Below are 16,173 nucleotides of genomic sequence, written 5' to 3'. Positions count from 1 at the left end.
CGGTCGGTCAGACGTGCCAGGCGGCGGCCGCCTCGTCGTGCACGAAGTCGGCGATGAGCTCCCGGGTGGCGGCGGTGAAGTGGCCGTAGCCGGCGAAGGCGTACGTCCGGTCCGCGTCGGGGGTCACCCAGGCCTCGGGCCCGCAGGCGAACCCGCCGTCGGTGCACGCGTCGCCGTCGACGACCTCGAAGCCGTGGTCGGCCGGGGAGGCCTCGACGTCGGCGAACAGGCCGGCCACGTCCACCAGCCGGACCCGGCGGTCCTCGGGCAGCGCGTCGGCCAGCGCCAGGTTGAAGGTGGTGGTGAGCGCCCCGGCCAGCGCGTTGCCCCCGGCCTGGATCCCGGGCCCCTCGGCGGTGATCCCGAGGTCGATCATGTTCAGCACCGCCACCCGCTTGGCCCCGGCGGCCAGGACGTCGGCGACCAGGTCCGCCTCGCGCCGGGCCACCGCCACGATCTCGTCGGTCGCCTGCTCGATCTCCTCGCCCGTGAGGTCCCCGACGACGAACCGTGCGGCCTGCTCCTCGTCCCCGGCCAGGTGCGTGAGGATGTCGTTGCCGCCCGCCCAGACGGTGACCAGCTGGTGGCTGTCGAAGGCGCCGTGCTCGTCCAGGAACGTCTCCAGCTGGGCGGTCATGGGGCGGGGGGTGCCGTCCGGGTCGTCGGTGATCGGCGCGACGAAGGCCCCGCCCTCGGCGTAGTTCAGGCCGCCGACGGTCTCCTCGGACACGACGGCGCCGTCCTCGCCCTGCGTCACGACGCGGTTGACCTCCTGGTCGGCGCCGTACTCGGCGGCGAGCAGTTGCGGCCACGCCTCGCCCGGCGTCGTCCCGAAGACGAAGCCGAAGGTGCCGGCGTCCGACCAGCTGTCCCCGAAGGACACGACCTCGCGGACCGGACCGGTCGACTGGTTGCCGGCCCTGTTCTCCGGGGCCGCCGCCGCGGCGGAGGAGGCGCAGACGGTCGGGACCAGGACGGCGGCGAGCACGGCCGCGCGGGCGGAACGGCGGGCGGTGGGCATGGGGACCTCCGGGCGAGCGCTGGGGTGGGGCGGTGAACCTATAGCGCTGTCGTTTTTACGGTCAACGTGTTGCCCTCGTGTGGCCGACGTGTGTCCATCGCGCCGAGGGAGCATCGGTGGCGACGTCGGCCGGCGGGGCCCGCAGCGGTGGCCGCCCGCAGCTCGAGGTGCATTGCCCCGGTCGTCCGGGCCTCCTACCGTGATCCGCAGTCAGCGCCAGCCACGGTGATGACGGAGGCGGACCATGACCATCGCCCCGGCGCCCATCGTCAGTCGCCCGTATGCGCAGCCCCCGCCCGCCCGGGGGTCCCGGCTCAGCAACCTGCTGCGGACCACGGACCACAAGACCATCGGCCTGATGTACCTGGTCGCGTCGTTCGCGTGGTTCATCGTGGGCGGCTTCATGGCGATGCTGATGCGGGGGGAGCTGGGCCGCCCGGGACTGCAGTTCCTGTCCCCGGAGCAGTACAACCAGCTGTTCACGATGCACGGCACGATCATGTTGCTGCTGTTCGCGACGCCGCTGTTCTTCGCGTTCGGCAACTTGATCATGCCGCTGCAGATCGGCAGCCCCGACGTGGCGTTCCCGCGGCTGAACGCCTTCTCGTTCTGGCTGTTCTTCTTCGGCGGCATCATCGCCGCGGCGGGCTTCTTCACGCCCAGCGGCGCGGCCGACTTCGGCTGGTACGCCTACACCCCGCTGTCCGACGGCACGCACTCCCCGGGGATGGGAGGGAACCTGTGGATCGCGGGCCTGGCGGTCGGCGGCCTGGGGACCATCCTCGGCGCGGTCAACTTCGCCACGACGATCGTCTGCCTGCGGGCCCCGGGGATGACCCTGTTCCGGATGCCGATCTTCACCTGGAACACGCTGGTCACCAGCGTGCTGGTGCTGCTGGCGTTCCCGATCCTCACCGCCGCGCTGTTCGCGCTGCTGGCCGACCGCCACCTCGGCGCGCTCGTCTACTCGGACGAGAACGGCGGCCCGATGGTGTGGCAGCACCTGTTCTGGTTCTTCGGCCACCCCGAGGTCTACATCATCGCGCTGCCGTTCTTCGGCATCATCACCGAGGTCATCCCGGTGTTCTCGCGCAAGCCGCTGTTCGGCTACAAGGGGATGGTCGGCGCGACGCTGCTCATCGGCGGTCTGTCGGTGACGGTGTGGGCGCACCACATGTACACGACGGGCGCGGTCCTGCTGCCGTTCTTCGCGTTCCTGACCTACCTCATCGCCGTGCCGACCGGCATCAAGTTCTTCAACTGGATCGGCACCATGTGGCGCGGCCAGCTGACGTTCGAGACACCCATGCTCTGGTCGATCGGCTTCCTGGTGACGTTCCTCCTGGGCGGCCTGACCGGCGTGCTGCTGGCCAGCCCGCCGCTGGACTGGCACGTCAACGACAGCTACTTCGTCGTCGCGCACTTCCACTACGTGGTCTTCGGCACGGTGGTGTTCGCGGCCAACGCCGGCATCGCGTTCTGGTTCCCCAAGCTGTGCGGCCGGATGATGGACGAGCGGCTGGGCAAGCTGCAGTTTTGGATGACCTTCATCGGCTTCCACGGCACGTTCCTGGTCCAGCACTGGCTGGGCGAGGAGGGCATGCCGCGGCGGTACGTCGACTACCTGCCCACCGACGGGTTCACCGCGCTGAACACCGTCTCGACGATCTTCTCCTTCGTCCTCGGCGCCTCCATCATCCCGTTCCTCTACAACGTGACGAAGTCGTGGCGGTACGGCCGGCCCGCGCTGCGCGACGACCCCTGGGGGTACGGCAACTCGCTGGAGTGGGCCACGTCCTCGCCGCCGCCACGGCACAACTTCACCGCGATCCCGAAGATCCGCTCCGAGCGCCCGGCGTTCGAGGCGCACTACCCGCACCTGGTGGAGCGGCTGCACGCCGAGGCGCACGTCGGCAAGCGGCGCGAGCCCTACGGCGGGGTCAGCGAGCTGGTCGAGGGCACCGGCCCGCGTCAGGGTCCCAACGACCCCGACTTCACCTGACCCGCCGGCCCGGACGGCGCGCCGGTCCAGGGCCCGCCGTCCGGGCCGGTCAGTCGACGGCTCCGGGGACGACGGCGAACATCCGCTCGCGCACCGTCTCGCGCACCTGCAGCGTCTGCTCGATCCGCAGGAGCTGCTCCTCGGACGCGGGCAGCCCGAACACGTCGGAGAGGAAGCGGGGGAGGTCCGCGCGGTAGTCGTGCTGCGTCGCCCCGAAGGGTCCGGACGTCTGCGCGTTCTTCATGTCCACGAGGCTCTGGAAGAACGTCGTCAGCGGACGCCACCGCATCGCCGGGGGGATGCCGCGGGGACTGCCGGCGGCGACCGGCTCGGAGCGCGGCCGCGCGGCGCCCAGCCAGTCCGGGGGGTACCAGAGCAGATCCGGGCCGAACCTCGTCACGCCGTCGTTGTCGTGGCTGAGCAGGACGAAGCGGGGCGGGCGGCCGCGTCGCCCGGCCAGGGCGGCGTACTGCGCGTGGTCGTTGACGACGGCGACGGCGTCGGGGTCGACGTCGAGGCGGTCGCCGCGGGTGACCTGGCGCATCCACCCACTCCCGTACGGCGTGCCGATCCACAGCGCCCGGTCGATCCCCATCGCGTCGAGCCCGAGCGTGCCCCAGTGCAGGAACACGTCCTGGCTGGTGTGCGCGCCCAGGCTCTCGCCGAAGACCACGACGCGCGGACGGCGGCCGGGACGGTCGCGCAGGCGCTGGAGGACCCGCAGCCACAGCAACCGGTTCTGCTCCCGGGCTCGGGGGACCATGCCGAGGGACAGCGGTGACGGGCGGCGGGAGTACTGCAGGGCCACGGTGGCGACGTCACCGAGCGCGAGGTACTGCAGCGCGGCCGTGGCGACGTAGTTCACGTAGCCGGTGCCGGTCGGCGAGATCAGGACCAGCAGCGACCGGTCGAACGCGCCGGTCCGCTCCAGCTCGGCCATCGCGAGGTCCACCCGCGCGCGAGGGGTCGGCGCGTTGTCCAGCCCGACGTACACCTGGACGGGGGCGGCGCGCGCGGGCGTGCCCATGACGGTCTCGATGGACAGGTCCGGCACGCCGTCCGGGAGATCCGCGACCGGGCGCGGGCGGACCGAGGCGAGCGCGTGCAGCCGGCCGTCGCGCCCGAGGCCTCCCCAGGAGACGAGGCTGCCCGGGCCGCCGCTGACGGTCGCCGGCACCCACCGGTCGCTCTCGCCCGCCTCGAGCACCGGGACGTCGACCGACGTCCTCGCCTCGATCCGCCGCATCGCCCGGTGCCAGACGGTGGAGGCCCCCAGCCCCAGGCCGGCGAGGAGGCCCGCGTGGCCCACCGGGCGCCAGATCTCGGGAGGCCCGGGCAGGACCGTCCCCAGCCGGCGGGCGAGGAGGTCGACGAGGGCGTGCTCGCCGTAGGCGACCCCGGCGAAGGAGCCGACGACCCCCGTCGCGACCCCGAGGGACGACAGCGGTGACGGGGCCTCTGCGCCGGCCGTGCTCCCCGCGTGTTCACCCGCCCGCAACCGGTCCAGCACGTAGGCGACCGCCAGACCCAGGGGGACCGCCAGCGGGACGGAGGCGAGGCGCCCGTGCAGCCGCAGGCGGTCGTCCAGCGCCTGCGCGCCGAGCCGGGCCCCGCCCAGCAGCGCGCTCCCGAACCCCGTGACACCCAGCCGCCAGGCCGCCTGGCGCACGGCGCCGCGGAGCGGGTCGTCGGCCCGCGGCGGGAACGCCCGGAGCGCCGCCAGGCCGAGCGGCACGGCCGCGCAGTCGACCGCGATCGCCCCGGCGCTCCGCGCCGACCCGGACGGCGCCCCCCTGGGGAGCAGGCGTGCCGTGGCCTCCAGCGCGTCCTGCGTCCCGGCCGAGAGCACGTAGTGCAGTCCCGTGGCCAGCCCGGTCACCAGTCCCTGGTCCGCCGCGCTGCGGGAGGAGAGGGAGGGAGCGAACGTCCCGGGGGCCATCGCCGCGGCCACGACCAGCCCCACGTCGGGTGCGGTGCTCGCGGCCGGGGTCGCCCCGCGGCCCTGCCGTCCCGCTCGTGTCCGTCCCGTCCGGGCTCGTGCACGTCCCATGGGCGCATGGTGGGCCGGGTGGGGTGGATCGCGGCTCACCCTCCCGGTGCGAGCCTGCAGGGTCGCCACCCGGGTCCGACGCCGTCCGCGCACGCCGTTCCCGGGCGCCCCGTCCGTCCCGCGGGCGGCGCGGTCAGCAGCGCGAGGTCGTCTCCTCCAGGAGGGCGTCGGCTTCCTGGACGAACGCCCCGACGGCGGTCGCCGCCGTGCCCAGCGTGCCGGCGGACGGATCGGCCTGCGCCGCGTCGACGGCCTCCCGGACGGCGTCGGCCTCGGCCTGCACGTCGTCGACCTCGTCGCCGTACTCGGTCCGGGCCGCGTCGGCGAACTGCGTCCAGTCCTCCTCCACCGTGGCCCACGCCTCCTCCAGCGCGGAGGTGCCCTGCTCGACCACCGGGACCTCCCGCAGCGCGGCCAGGGAGGCGCGCAGGTCCTCCGCGGGGCCGCACACCCCCGCGCTCGCGGACGTCGCCGAGGAGGTCGCCGAGTTGGTCGCCGCCGGGTCCTCCGCGTCCGACGACGAGCAGGAGACCAGCCCCGCCCCCAGCGCCACGACCGCCAGCGGGGACACCCACCTCGACATGCCGCCGACCGTGCCCGTCGACGGCGGGCGCCGCGTCCTCCGCGGCGGATGAGACCCGCGGGACCACCACCCCTGACGGCCACGCCGGTGGCGGTGCACGACGATCATCCCGTGGACGCGAGCCCGGTACCCCTGTGGCAGGACGAGCCGTACCACCCCCGGGGCCCGCTGGAGGGGGAGGCGCGGGCGGACGTCTGCGTGGTCGGCGCCGGCGTCGGCGGGCTGGCGACCGCCCGGCGGCTGCTCGACGCCGGCCTCTCGGTGATCGTGCTCGACCGGCACGAGGTGGCGTCGGGCGCCAGCGGCCGCAACGGCGGCTTCTTCATCGCCGGCGCCGCGCCGATGTACCACGAGACCCGCGCGCTCTGGGGGCGCGAGCGGGCGGTCGCCGTCCACGCCGCGACGCTCGCCGCCCAGCGGGAGATGCTCGAGGTGGCCGAGGCTGTCGGCGCCCGCGCGCACTTCCGCGTCGACGGGCTGCTCCGGCTCGCCGTCGACGCGGCCGAGGCCGACGACGTCCGGGCCAACGCCGCGGCGCTCGCCGAGGACGGCTTCCCGGGGACGCCGGTCGCCGGGGACGACCTCCCCGGGCCGCTCGCCCGGCCGGAACGCGCCGGGCTGCTCTTCCCGCACGACGGCTCGGTGCACCCGCTCCGCTGGCTGCGGGCGCTGGCCACCGCGCTGGAGGCGCGCGGCGCACGGGTCTTCGAGCGCTCCGCGGTGGTCGCGCCGCCGGCCGCCGACGGGGACGGCGTCGTCGTGCGGACGGCGGCCGGGACGGTGCGCTGCGACCGGGCGGTCGTGGCCGTGGACGGCGACCTCGCGGCGCTGGTGCCGACGGCGGCGGCCGTGCGCCCGCGGCGGCTGAACATGCTCGCCACGGCGCCGCTCGGGCGGGCGGTCCTCCCGTTCCCCGTCTACGCCCGGTACGGCCACGAGTACGTGCACCAGACCGCGGACGGCCGGATCGCGCTGGGCGGCTTCTCCGACCTCGACGGGGACGCCGGCTGGACCGACCGCGCCGAGGTCTCCGCGCCGGTGCAGGCGCGGCTGGACCGGTGGCTGCGCGAGGAGCTGCGGGTCGACGCGCCGGTCACGCACCGGTGGGCCGGCGTCGTGGGCTTCGCCGCGGACCCCCTGCCCCGGTGCGGGCCGGTGCCCGGCACCGACGGTCGGGTGCTCGCGCTGGGCGGCTACAACGGCACCGGCCACGTGCAGGCGTGGGTCGCCTCCCGCGTGGTGGCGGACCTGGTCGTGAGCGGCGCCAGCTCCTCCGCCGGGCTCTACGCGCCCGTCGACGCCTGACCGCCGAGCAGCCGCCGGTGGACGACGGCGCCGGGGCCGAGGGCGAGCAGGGCGTCGGTGAGCGCGTCGGCGGCGGCGTGCGCGTCGTCGTCGGTCACGGGGTCCAGGACGTCGAGGACGAAGAAGGCGCTGGTGGTGCCGGTGGTGATCCGGGTGCGCACGCCCTGGCGCCAGTTCCAGCGGCGGCAGGTCACGCCGGCGTCGTCGCGCCACACGACCTCGCCGGGCTCCGGGTGCTCGACGGCGGGCTCGCCGCCGGCGGTGGTGTCGAAGGGCTCGCTGCCGTCGGCGCGCACCAGCCGCGGCGGCCCGGCGTAGGCGGCGCGGTCCTCCCCGCCGAGCGGCAGCAGGTGGGCGATGGAGACGGCGTTGTAGACGTCGGTGATCCGGTCGATGCGCGGCAGCCCGTCCGCGTCCAGCCGGCGCAGCAGCGCCTCGACGCTGGGCCGGGTGCGCTGCGGCTTGGCGCCGAAGGCCCGGTAGGCCTCCCGCCAGGCGGCCGGGTGCGGCAGCTCCTCGGGCCGCCGCCCGTTCAGCCGCTCCCGCGCGGTGGCCTCGGCGGCGGCGAGGACGCGCTCGCTGGCCGCGTCGCTGGGGCCGCCCTGCAGCCCGTCGGCGGTGAGCAGCAGCGCCCGGTAGTCCGGGCGCAGGGCGAGCACGGCGTCGTCGACGGCGGCCGCGGCCAGCCACTCCTGCGGGTCGGTCATCTGCGTCCTCCGGTAACGGCGGGCTGGAACACGGTCAGGGCGAAGCGGGCGGGGGCGGGCGCGTCGGCGGGGGCGGCGTAGCCGTGGGGGACGTCGCCGGCGAAGGCCGCGGAGTCCCCGGCGGCCAGCCGGTCGGTGCGGTCCCCGACGCGGAGGTCGACCGTGCCCTCGAGGACCAGCAGCAGCTCCCGGGTGCCGGGGCTGTGCGGCTCGCTCGCGTGCTCCTCGCCCGGGTGGAGGGTCCAGTCCCACAGCTCGACGACGTCGGGTGGCTCCGTGCCGGCGACCAGCAGCGCCCGCCCGCCGTGCGGGCCGCGCCACAGGACCGGTGCCCGTCCGGCCGCGGTGACGGCCAGCGCGCGGGGGCGCTCGACGTCGACCAGCACGGGCAGGCCGACGCCGAGGGCGTCGCTGATGCGCAGCAGGGTGGCGATGCTCGGGTTGCCCTCGCCGTGCTCGATGGTGATGACCATCCGGCGGCTGACGCCGGAGCGGTCGGCCAGCTCGTCGAGGGTCCAGCCGCGGGCGGTGCGGTGCTGCCGGACACGCTGCCCGATCAGCTCGTTGACCCCGGGCGCTTGCGCCATCCCTGCTCCCTCCTCGTACGCTGCCTCTCGAAGTGCAACATACTGCATCGGAGGAGGCGGTGTCCGTGGAGCTGCGGATGGAGACCCGGCTGGCGGCCCTCGGCCGGGGGAGCGGAGCGCCCGGGCAGCCGCTGAACGTCCCGATCGTGCCGGCGTCGAACTTCCGCGCCGCCCCGGCCGGGACGGCGGGGCGGGAGTACTCCCGCGACGACGGCACGCCCGGCTGGGAGGCGTTCGAGGAGCTGCTCGGTGACCTCGAGGGCGGCACCGCGGTGGCCTTCTCCTCGGGGATGGCGGCGATCGCCGCGGTGCTCGATCTGCTGCCGGTGGGGGCGCGGGTGGTGGTGCCGCAGGACAGCTACACCGGCCTGCGCGCCCTGCTCGCGGACGGCGCGGCGGCCGGCGGGCGCTGGGCGGTGCGCACGGTGGACGTGGCCGACGCCGGCGCGCTCGCCGCCGCGGCCGGCGACGCCGACCTGGTCTGGCTGGAGACGCCGAGCAACCCGCTGCTCCAGGTCGTCGACGTCGCCGCGGTGGCCGCGGCGAGCGGCGCGCTCGTCGCCGTGGACAACACCTTCGCCACCCCGCTGCTGCAGAACCCGCTGCGGCTCGGTGCCGACTTCGCCGTCCACAGCGCGACCAAGGCGATCGGTGGGCACTCGGACCTGCTGCTCGGCGCGGTGGTGTGCCGCCGCCCGGAGGACCGGGCGCGGCTGGCCCGCCGGCGCGAGGTCGCCGGGGCCACGCCGGGCGCGCTCGAGGCCTTCCTCGCGCTGCGCGGCGCCCGCACCCTCGCCGTCCGGCTGCGCCAGGCGCAGGAGTCCGCGGGCGAGCTCGCCCGCCGGCTGGCCGCGCACCCCGCGGTGCTGCGGGTGCGCTACCCGGGCCTGCCCGGCGACCCGCACCACGACCTCGCCGCGCGGCAGATGCGCGGCTCCGGGACGGTGCTGGCCTTCGAGGTCGCCGGCGCCGGCGTGGCCGACGCGGTCTGCGCCCGCGTCCGGGTCGTCGCCTCGGCCACCAGCCTCGGGGGCGTGGAGTCGACGGTCGAGCGGCGGGCGAAGCTGCCCGGTCAGGAGCACGTGCCGGCCGGGCTGGTGCGCCTCAGCGTGGGGATCGAGCACGTCGAGGACCTGTGGGCCGACCTCGCGGCCGCGCTGGAGGCCGCGGGGCAGGTCCCCGGGTTCCGCCCGGCGAGGCCGGGTACCGGCGGGGAGGGCCGAGACCGGGGCCCGGCATCATGACCGCACCACGGATCCGGAACGGGTCCGGCCGAGGAGCGGAGGGATCCCCGTGGCCGACAGCCTCCCGCCGGTGGTCGAGCGCATCCACGAGGAGGTGCTGCGCCGCAACCCCGCGGAGCCGGAGTTCCACCAGGCGGTCCGCGAGGTGCTCGAGTCGCTCGCCGTGGTGCTCAGCCGGCACAGCGAGTACACCGAGATGAAGACCGTCGAGCGCATCTGCGAGCCCGAGCGGCAGGTCATCTTCCGGGTGCCCTGGCAGGACGACTCGGGCGAGGTGCAGATCAACCGGGGGTTCCGCGTCGAGTTCAACTCGGCCCTGGGTCCCTACAAGGGCGGGCTGCGCTTCCACCCGTCGGTCAACCTCGGGATCGTCAAGTTCCTGGGCTTCGAGCAGGTGTTCAAGAACGCGCTCACCGGCATGCCCATCGGCGGCGGCAAGGGCGGCTCGGACTTCGACCCCAAGGGCCGGTCGGACGCCGAGGTCATGCGCTTCTGCCAGTCGTTCATGACGGAGCTCTACAGGCACCTCGGCGAGTACACCGACGTGCCCGCCGGGGACATCGGCGTGGGCTCCCGGGAGATCGGCTACCTGTTCGGCCAGTACAAGCGGATCACCAACCGCTACGAGTCGGGGGTCATCACCGGCAAGGGCCTGGGCTGGGGCGGCGCGCTGGTCCGCACCGAGGCCACCGGCTACGGGGCGGCCTTCTTCGCCGAGGCGATGATGGAGGCGGCCGGGGAGTCGTTCGACGGCCGGCGCGTCACCGTCAGCGGGTCGGGCAACGTCGCCGTCTACGCGGTCGAGAAGGTGCACCAGCTCGGGGGCACCGTGGTCGCCTGCTCGGACTCCAGCGGCTACGTCGTCGACGAGAAGGGCATCGACCTCGAGGTCCTCAAGCAGGTCAAGGAGGTCGAGCGGGCCCGGATCGGCGAGTACGCCGAGCGGGTCGGCTCGGCGTCGTTCGTGGCCGACGGCAGCATCTGGGACGTGCCCTGCGACGTCGCGATCCCGAGCGCGACGCAGAACGAGCTCGACGGCGACGCCGCCGCCGTCCTCGCCCGCAGCGGCTGCCGCTACGTCGTCGAGGGGGCCAACATGCCGGCCACGCCCGACGCGGTCCGGGTGTTCCGCGAGGCCGGGGTCGCGTTCGCGCCCGGCAAGGCCGCCAACGCCGGGGGAGTGGCCACCTCCGCCCTGGAGATGCAGCAGAACGCCTCGCGCGACCGCTGGACCTTCGAGCACACCGAGGCCCGGCTGGAGGAGATCATGCGGGGCATCCACGAGCGGTGCCACGCCACCGCCGAGGAGTACGGCTCCCCGGGCGACCTGGTCCTCGGCGCGAACGTGGCCGGCTTCCTCCAGGTGGCCGAGGCCGTCCACGCGCACGGCCTGGTCTGAGGCGGGGGCCGAAGGAGACCGGCCCGGTCTCCGTTGCCCCTGCCCCCGGGCCGGGGCTAGCGTCCGCGGACGTCAGCACGGGGGACCCGTCCCACCCCTCGGGAGCCGGCCATGCTGGACGACAGCCGCGTCGCGGCGAACATCCCGGCGAGCGACATCGACCGGGCGCGCACCTTCTACACCGACAAGCTGGGCCTCACCCCGGTGCGCGAGCTCATGGGCGAGGTCCTGGAGTACGAGACCACCGGGGGCACCCGCTTCTCGGTCTACCGGACCGACTACGCCGGGCAGGCCGGGCACACCATCGCCCAGTTCCACGTCGACGACGTGGAGGCCCAGGTGAAGGAGCTCAAGTCCCGCGGGGTCGCCTTCGAGGTGTACGGGGACATGCCCGGCGTCGAGTGGAGCGGGGAGATCGCCTCGGTCCCCGGCATGGGCAAGGCGGCCTGGTTCACGGACAGCGAGGGCAACGTCCTGTGCATCGACCAGGAGGACAGCCGCGCCTGACGCGGGTCACCCCGGGAGCGGGACGGCGGTGCCGCTCACCTCGATGCCGCCGCTCCCGGCCGGCACGTGCACCGACAGCGTGCTCGGCCGGCCCGTGTCCGCGCCCTGCGGCACGGTGAGCCGGGCGGGCACCGGCACGTGCCCGCCCTCCCGCAGGTAGCCGCCCAGCGCCGCCGCGGCCGCGCCGGTGGCCGGGTCCTCGACGACGCCGCCGGGCGGGAACGGGTTGCGCGCGGCGAACGTGGTCGCGTCCTGGCGCCACACCAGCGCGACCGTCGTCCAGCCGCGGTCGGCCATCAGCGCGCCGAGCCCGGGCACGTCGTGGTCGAGGACGGCCGGCCGCTCGCGGGAGGCGAGGGCCAGCACCGGGTGCCACGCGCCGGCGTAGGCCACCCGCGGCGGCAGTGCGGGGTCGAGGTCGCCCGGGGTCAGCCGGAGCAGCGCCAGCAGGTCGCGCAGGTCGGCGTCGGCGAGGGGCGCCGTCCGCGGCGGGACGCTGGTGAGGGTCGCCGTCCAGGCGCCGTCGGCGCCGCGCTCGGTGCGGACCGGCACCTCGCCGGCCGCGGTGCGCAGGTGCAGCGTCCCCGCACCCGCGCGCTCGGCGTGCGCGACGGCGGTGGCGATCGTCGCGTGGCCGCAGAAGCTCACCTCGGCCAGCGGGCTGAAGTACCGGGCGTCCGGGCCGTCGGGGCCGGGCAGCAGGAACGCGGTCTCGGAGAACCCGACGCCGGCCGCGATCGCGAGCATCTCGTCGTCAGTCCGGCCGGTCGCGTCGAGCACGGCCCCGGCGGGGTTGCCGCCGGACGGGTCGGCGCTGAACGCGACGTACCGCAGGACCTCGGGACGGGGGACCGGAGCCGTGAGCACGCCGACGTGAGACAGCACGGCCCGCCTCCCCGGGAGGGGAGACGGGCCGTGGGCGTCCAGGGTCAGCGCGGGTCGCCGGCCGGCGCCGGCTCGCGCGCGGGCCCGGGGTGCCGCTCCAGCGCGGCGCCCTCGACGTCGAGCACCGGCAGCCAGCGCAGCCAGCGCGGCAGCCACCAGGCGGCCTTCCCGAGCAGCGCCAGCGCGGCGGGGACCAGCACCATCCGGACGACGAACGCGTCGACCAGGATGCCGATGGCCAGCGCGAAGGCGATCGACTTGATCGTCGCCTCGCCGGCCGGGACGAACCCGGCGAACACGCTGAACATGATCAGCGCGGCGGCGACGACGACCGGTGCGGCCTGCCGGAACCCGGTGCGGATGGCCTCCAGCGGCGGGGTGCCGTGGCTGTGCGCCTCGTGCATCCGCGACACCAGGAACACCTGGTAGTCCATCGCCAGGCCGAACAGGATGCCGATGACCAGGATCGGCGTGAGGCTCAGCAGCGGGCCGGTGGTGTCCAGGTTGACCACGTCGGCCAGCCAGCCCCACTGGAACACCGCCACGGTCGCGCCGAGCGAGGCGCCGATGGTCAGCAGGAAGCCCAGGACGCCGACCAGCGGCACCAGCAGCGACCGGAAGACCAGCACGAGCAGCACCAGCGCCAGCCCGACGACGAGCAGCAGGTACTTCGGCAGCGCCTCGTCCAGGCTCTGCGCGACGTCGACGCTGACCGCCGTCGCGCCGGTGACGTAGGCGTCGACGCCGTCGAGGTCGGCCAGCTGCGCGCGCAGGTCGGCGACGAGCTGCTCGGTGGCCCGCGTGGTCGGGCCCGACTGGGGGACGACGGTGAGCAGCGCGGCGGTGTCGTCGGCGTTGGGGACCGGCGGCGCGACCAGCGCGACGTCGTCGAGGCCGCCGACCGCGCCCGCGGCCTGCCCGGCCGCCTCCGCGGCGCGGTCGCCCTCGAACAGCACGGTGATCGGGCCGTTGAAGCCCTCGCCGAAGCCCTCGGCCAGCAGCGCGTCGGCGCGGGCGGCGGAGGTGCCCTCGGCCGGCGTCTGGATCAGCGTGGTCTGCATGGAGGCGACCGGGATGGCGATCACGCCGAGGCCCACGATGGCCAGCAGCAAGGAGGCGGTGCGGAACCGGGTGACGGTGCCGACCCAGCCGCCGAGGAAGCCCCGCCCGCGGGCCGGCACGGCGGTCCCGGCGGTCGCCGCGGCGCGGCGCCTGCGGGGCAGCACGCGGTGGCCGAGCAGGGCGAGCACCGCGGGGACCAGCGTGAGCGCCACCAGCACGGCGACGACGATCGTCGCGGCCGCGGCCAGACCCATCTGGGTGAGGAACGGGATGCCGGCGACGAACAGCCCGGCCAGCGCGATGACGACGGTGAGGCCGGCGGTGACCACCGCGGAGCCGGCCGTGCCGACGGCCAGCCCGATGGACCGGTGGACGTCGGTGCCGCGCAGCAGCTCCTGGCGGTGGCGGGTGACGATGAACAGCGTGTAGTCGATGCCGACGGCCAGGCCGAGCATCGCGGCGAGGATCGGCGTGGTCGAGGACAGGTCGACGAAGCCGGTGGCGATGGTGATGCCCAGGACGCCGACGCCCACGCCGACGAGCGCCGTCAGCAGGTTCATGCCGGCCACGGCGAGCGCGCCGTAGGTGACGGCCAGGACGACCAGCGCGACGACGACGCCGAGGACCTCGGCCGGGCCGCCGACGGCCGGCACCTCCTCCAGCGCCTGCCCGGTGACCTCGACGGTCAGCCCGGTGTCGCGGGCGTCGGCGACGGCGTCGCGCAGCGCGTCCTGCTCCTCGGGGGTGACCCCGCCGGCCTCGGCGTCGTAGGTGACGGTGCTGTAGCCGACCGTCTGCTGCGGGTTCACCGACGGCGCGGCCGGGTCCAGCGGGTCGGTCGCGGAGACGACGCCGGGCAGCTGCCCGAGCGTGCCGGCCAGTCCGGTGACCGCGGCGGCGTTCTCCGGCGTGGTCAGCGTGGCGCCCTCGGGCGCGGCGACGACGACCCGCGCGGACACGCCGCCGGCCCCCGCGCCGAACTCCTCGCCGATCCGCTCCAGCGCGGTCGTGGACTCCTGGCCGGGGATGGAGAAGCTGGTCGACGTCGGCCCGGAGAGGGTGACCGCGCCGACGCCGCCGGCCACGAGGACCAGCAGCCACACGGCGAGGACGGCGAACCGGTGCCGCGCGGAGGAGGTCCCGAGACGGGACAACAGGACTGCCATGGACGATCAGGCCTCCGCCTGGGTGGGGTGGGAAGGGGGCGCGCCCGGGCGGCGGTGGCCGAGCGCGTCGAAGCAGGTCGCGACGACGTACGGCCGCCACGCCAGGACCAGGTCCGCCTGGCGGGCGGCGAGGGTGAGGACGGCGAGCGCGCCGAGGGCGCCGACGACCCGGACGCACCGCTCCGGCTCGGCGGTCTCCGGGTCGACGCCGAAGGCGGCCAGTGCCATCGCGCCGGCCCCCTCGGTGAGGGCGCCCTCGGCGCCGGGCTCGCCCTGCGTGGCCGGCGCCAGGAGCATGGCGACGACGCCGGGGTGGGCCAGGGCGACGTCGACGAGCACCTCGACGGCGCGGAGGTCGCGCGCCGGGCCCAGCGGCAGGTGCGCCACCTGGTCGAGCACCCGCTCGCCGAGCGTCTCGGCCTGGGCGAGCACGGCCTCGTGCAACGCGTCCTTGCTGGGGTAGTGGTGCAGCAGCCCGGCCTTGGACAGGCCCACGGCGTCGGCCACGTCCTGCACCGACGTCTTGGCGTAGCCGCGCCGGGCGAAGAGGGCGGCGGCGCGGTCGAGGATCCCCTCGTCGATCTGCTGCCGGAACGGGCGGGCCACGCTGCCAGGCTACGGCGGACCGACCGATCCGGTCGGCCGACCGCCCGATCTGGTCGGCGTGGGGTCGCTCACAGCGTCCCGCTGGCCGGGAGTCGCTCCCGGGTCCCCGCCCGTGGCGGGCGAGGATGACGTCATGACGACACGCAGGAGGGTCGGCCCGGCGGACGCGCGCTCGTGGCTCCTCGTCAACGGCGCCCGCCCGGAACTGTTCGCGGAGCGGTACGCCTCGCGCGCGGACCAGGTGGTGCTCGACATCGAGGACGCCGTCGACCCGGCCCGCAAGGCCGAGGCCCGCGCCGGCGTCGTCGACTGGCTGCAGGACGGCGAGCGGTCGGCCTGGGTGCGGATCAACGACCACTCGACGCCGTTCTGGGAGGACGACGTCGCCGCCCTGGCCGGGCTACCCGGGCTGGCCGGGGTCATGCTGGCCAAGACCGAGGCCGGCGAGCACGTCACCGAGACCTTCGACCGGCTCGGCGGCTCGACGCCGGTGCTCGCGCTGGTGGAGTCGGCACTGGGCATCGAGGAGGCGGTGGGCATCGCCCGCGCCCGCGGCGCCTTCCGGCTCGCCTTCGGCAGCGGCGACTACCGCCGCGACACCGGCACCAGCGCCGACGACCTGGCGATGGCCTACCCGCGCTCCCGGCTGGTCGTGGCCAGCCGGATCGGCGGCCTGCCCGGCCCGATCGACGGCCCCACGGTGAGCACCAGCCACCCGGTGCTGCGCGAGCAGTCGGCGGTCACCGTGACCCTCGGCCTCACCGGCAAGCTGTGCCTGGACCCCGAGCAGGCACCGGTCATCAACGAGGTGATCAGCCCCGCGCCGTCCGACGTCGCGTGGGCGCTGGACTTCCTCGCCGACTTCGAGGCCCGCGGCCAGGTCATCCGCGACGGCAGCGACCTGCCCCGGCTGGGCCGGGCCCGCAAGATCCAGCGGCTGGCCGAGACGTTCGGGGTGCGGCCCGCCTGATCGGGCCACGCGGCGGCCGGGTCGTGGTGCCGGGGGCGTCCAGGGCCCAGGATGGGGATCCCGTCCCGTCCTGAGCAGG

At 75.5% G+C, this 16,173-nt stretch carries 14 protein-coding genes; 6 read left to right on the top strand and 8 right to left on the bottom strand.

Annotation, left to right across the window (positions count from 1 at the left end; all coding sequences use genetic code 11):
• Positions 1 to 7 precede the first annotated feature (7 nt).
• A complete protein-coding gene (locus tag ACI79L_RS16180; protein ID WP_456937776.1) occupies positions 8 to 1,021 on the bottom strand; it encodes an SGNH/GDSL hydrolase family protein in 1,014 nt (337 codons plus the stop codon).
• A gap of 244 nt (positions 1,022 to 1,265) precedes the next feature.
• Between ACI79L_RS16180 and ctaD the strand changes: the two genes are divergently transcribed.
• A complete protein-coding gene (ctaD, locus tag ACI79L_RS16175; protein WP_456937775.1) occupies positions 1,266 to 3,023 on the top strand; it encodes an aa3-type cytochrome oxidase subunit I in 1,758 nt (585 codons plus the stop codon).
• Between the two features lie 49 nt (positions 3,024 to 3,072).
• On the opposite strand, the gene ACI79L_RS16170 is transcribed toward ctaD, so the two are convergent.
• Both ACI79L_RS16170 and ACI79L_RS16165 read right to left on the bottom strand, forming a co-directional pair.
• Positions 3,073 to 4,986, bottom strand: coding sequence for an alpha/beta-hydrolase family protein (locus ACI79L_RS16170; protein ID WP_456937774.1), 1,914 nt, complete (start codon positions 4,984 to 4,986; stop codon positions 3,073 to 3,075).
• A 220-nt stretch (positions 4,987 to 5,206) separates the two neighbouring features.
• Positions 5,207 to 5,656 carry a hypothetical protein gene (locus ACI79L_RS16165; protein ID WP_456937773.1) on the bottom strand — a complete coding sequence of 150 codons (450 nt, stop codon included), beginning with the start codon at positions 5,654 to 5,656 and terminating at the stop codon, positions 5,207 to 5,209.
• Positions 5,657 to 5,767: 111 nt separating this feature from the next.
• Between ACI79L_RS16165 and ACI79L_RS16160 the strand changes: the two genes are divergently transcribed.
• Positions 5,768 to 6,961 carry an NAD(P)/FAD-dependent oxidoreductase gene (locus ACI79L_RS16160; RefSeq protein WP_456937772.1) on the top strand — a complete coding sequence of 398 codons (1,194 nt, stop codon included), beginning with the start codon at positions 5,768 to 5,770 and terminating at the stop codon, positions 6,959 to 6,961.
• Here the strand turns inward: ACI79L_RS16160 and ACI79L_RS16155 are convergent.
• Together ACI79L_RS16155 and ACI79L_RS16150 are read right to left on the bottom strand one after the other, a co-directional pair.
• The gene (locus ACI79L_RS16155) at positions 6,940 to 7,668 is read right to left on the bottom strand and encodes a B3/B4 domain-containing protein (protein ID WP_456937771.1); all 729 of its coding nucleotides are present in this window, start codon (positions 7,666 to 7,668) and stop codon (positions 6,940 to 6,942) included. The two genes, ACI79L_RS16160 and ACI79L_RS16155, sit on opposite strands and share 22 nt — an antisense overlap.
• Positions 7,665 to 8,255, bottom strand: a complete 591-nt coding sequence (locus ACI79L_RS16150; RefSeq protein WP_456937770.1) for a helix-turn-helix domain-containing protein — start codon at positions 8,253 to 8,255, stop codon at positions 7,665 to 7,667. Before ACI79L_RS16150 ends, ACI79L_RS16155 begins: the two co-directional genes overlap by 4 nt.
• 59 nt (positions 8,256 to 8,314) lie before the next feature.
• On the opposite strand from ACI79L_RS16150, the gene ACI79L_RS16145 reads away from it, so the two are divergent.
• The 3 genes from ACI79L_RS16145 (at position 8,315) to ACI79L_RS16135 (ending at position 11,405) form a co-directional block, all read left to right on the top strand.
• Positions 8,315 to 9,499, top strand: a complete 1,185-nt coding sequence (locus ACI79L_RS16145; protein WP_456937769.1) for a trans-sulfuration enzyme family protein — start codon at positions 8,315 to 8,317, stop codon at positions 9,497 to 9,499.
• 49 nt (positions 9,500 to 9,548) lie between these two features.
• Positions 9,549 to 10,898, top strand: coding sequence for an NADP-specific glutamate dehydrogenase (gene gdhA, locus ACI79L_RS16140; protein WP_456937768.1), 1,350 nt, complete (start codon positions 9,549 to 9,551; stop codon positions 10,896 to 10,898).
• 111 nt (positions 10,899 to 11,009) lie between these two features.
• Positions 11,010 to 11,405 carry a VOC family protein gene (locus ACI79L_RS16135; RefSeq protein ID WP_456937767.1) on the top strand — a complete coding sequence of 132 codons (396 nt, stop codon included), beginning with the start codon at positions 11,010 to 11,012 and terminating at the stop codon, positions 11,403 to 11,405.
• A gap of 6 nt (positions 11,406 to 11,411) precedes the next feature.
• Here ACI79L_RS16135 and ACI79L_RS16130 read toward each other — a convergent pair whose 3' ends face one another.
• Genes ACI79L_RS16130 through ACI79L_RS16120 form a run of 3 tightly spaced genes read right to left on the bottom strand, consistent with a single transcriptional unit; the run spans position 11,412 to position 15,124 of the window.
• The gene (locus ACI79L_RS16130; RefSeq protein ID WP_456937766.1) at positions 11,412 to 12,290 is read right to left on the bottom strand and encodes a PhzF family phenazine biosynthesis isomerase; all 879 of its coding nucleotides are present in this window, start codon (positions 12,288 to 12,290) and stop codon (positions 11,412 to 11,414) included.
• A 44-nt stretch (positions 12,291 to 12,334) separates the two neighbouring features.
• Complete coding sequence (locus ACI79L_RS16125) at positions 12,335 to 14,518, bottom strand: MMPL family transporter (protein WP_456937765.1); 2,184 nt, start codon at positions 14,516 to 14,518, stop codon at positions 12,335 to 12,337.
• Positions 14,519 to 14,524: 6 nt separating this feature from the next.
• Positions 14,525 to 15,124: a TetR/AcrR family transcriptional regulator gene (locus ACI79L_RS16120; RefSeq protein WP_456937764.1), complete on the bottom strand. Its 600-nt coding sequence runs from the start codon at positions 15,122 to 15,124 to the stop codon at positions 14,525 to 14,527.
• A 133-nt stretch (positions 15,125 to 15,257) separates the two neighbouring features.
• Here ACI79L_RS16120 and ACI79L_RS16115 point away from each other — a divergent pair, with 133 nt between their 5' ends.
• A complete protein-coding gene (locus tag ACI79L_RS16115) occupies positions 15,258 to 16,094 on the top strand; it encodes an HpcH/HpaI aldolase/citrate lyase family protein (RefSeq protein WP_456937763.1) in 837 nt (278 codons plus the stop codon).
• The last annotated feature ends 79 nt before the right edge of the window (positions 16,095 to 16,173 follow it).

This window comes from Geodermatophilus sp. SYSU D00684, from assembly GCF_054050455.1.
This window is presented reverse-complemented; position numbering and strand designations above follow the sequence as displayed.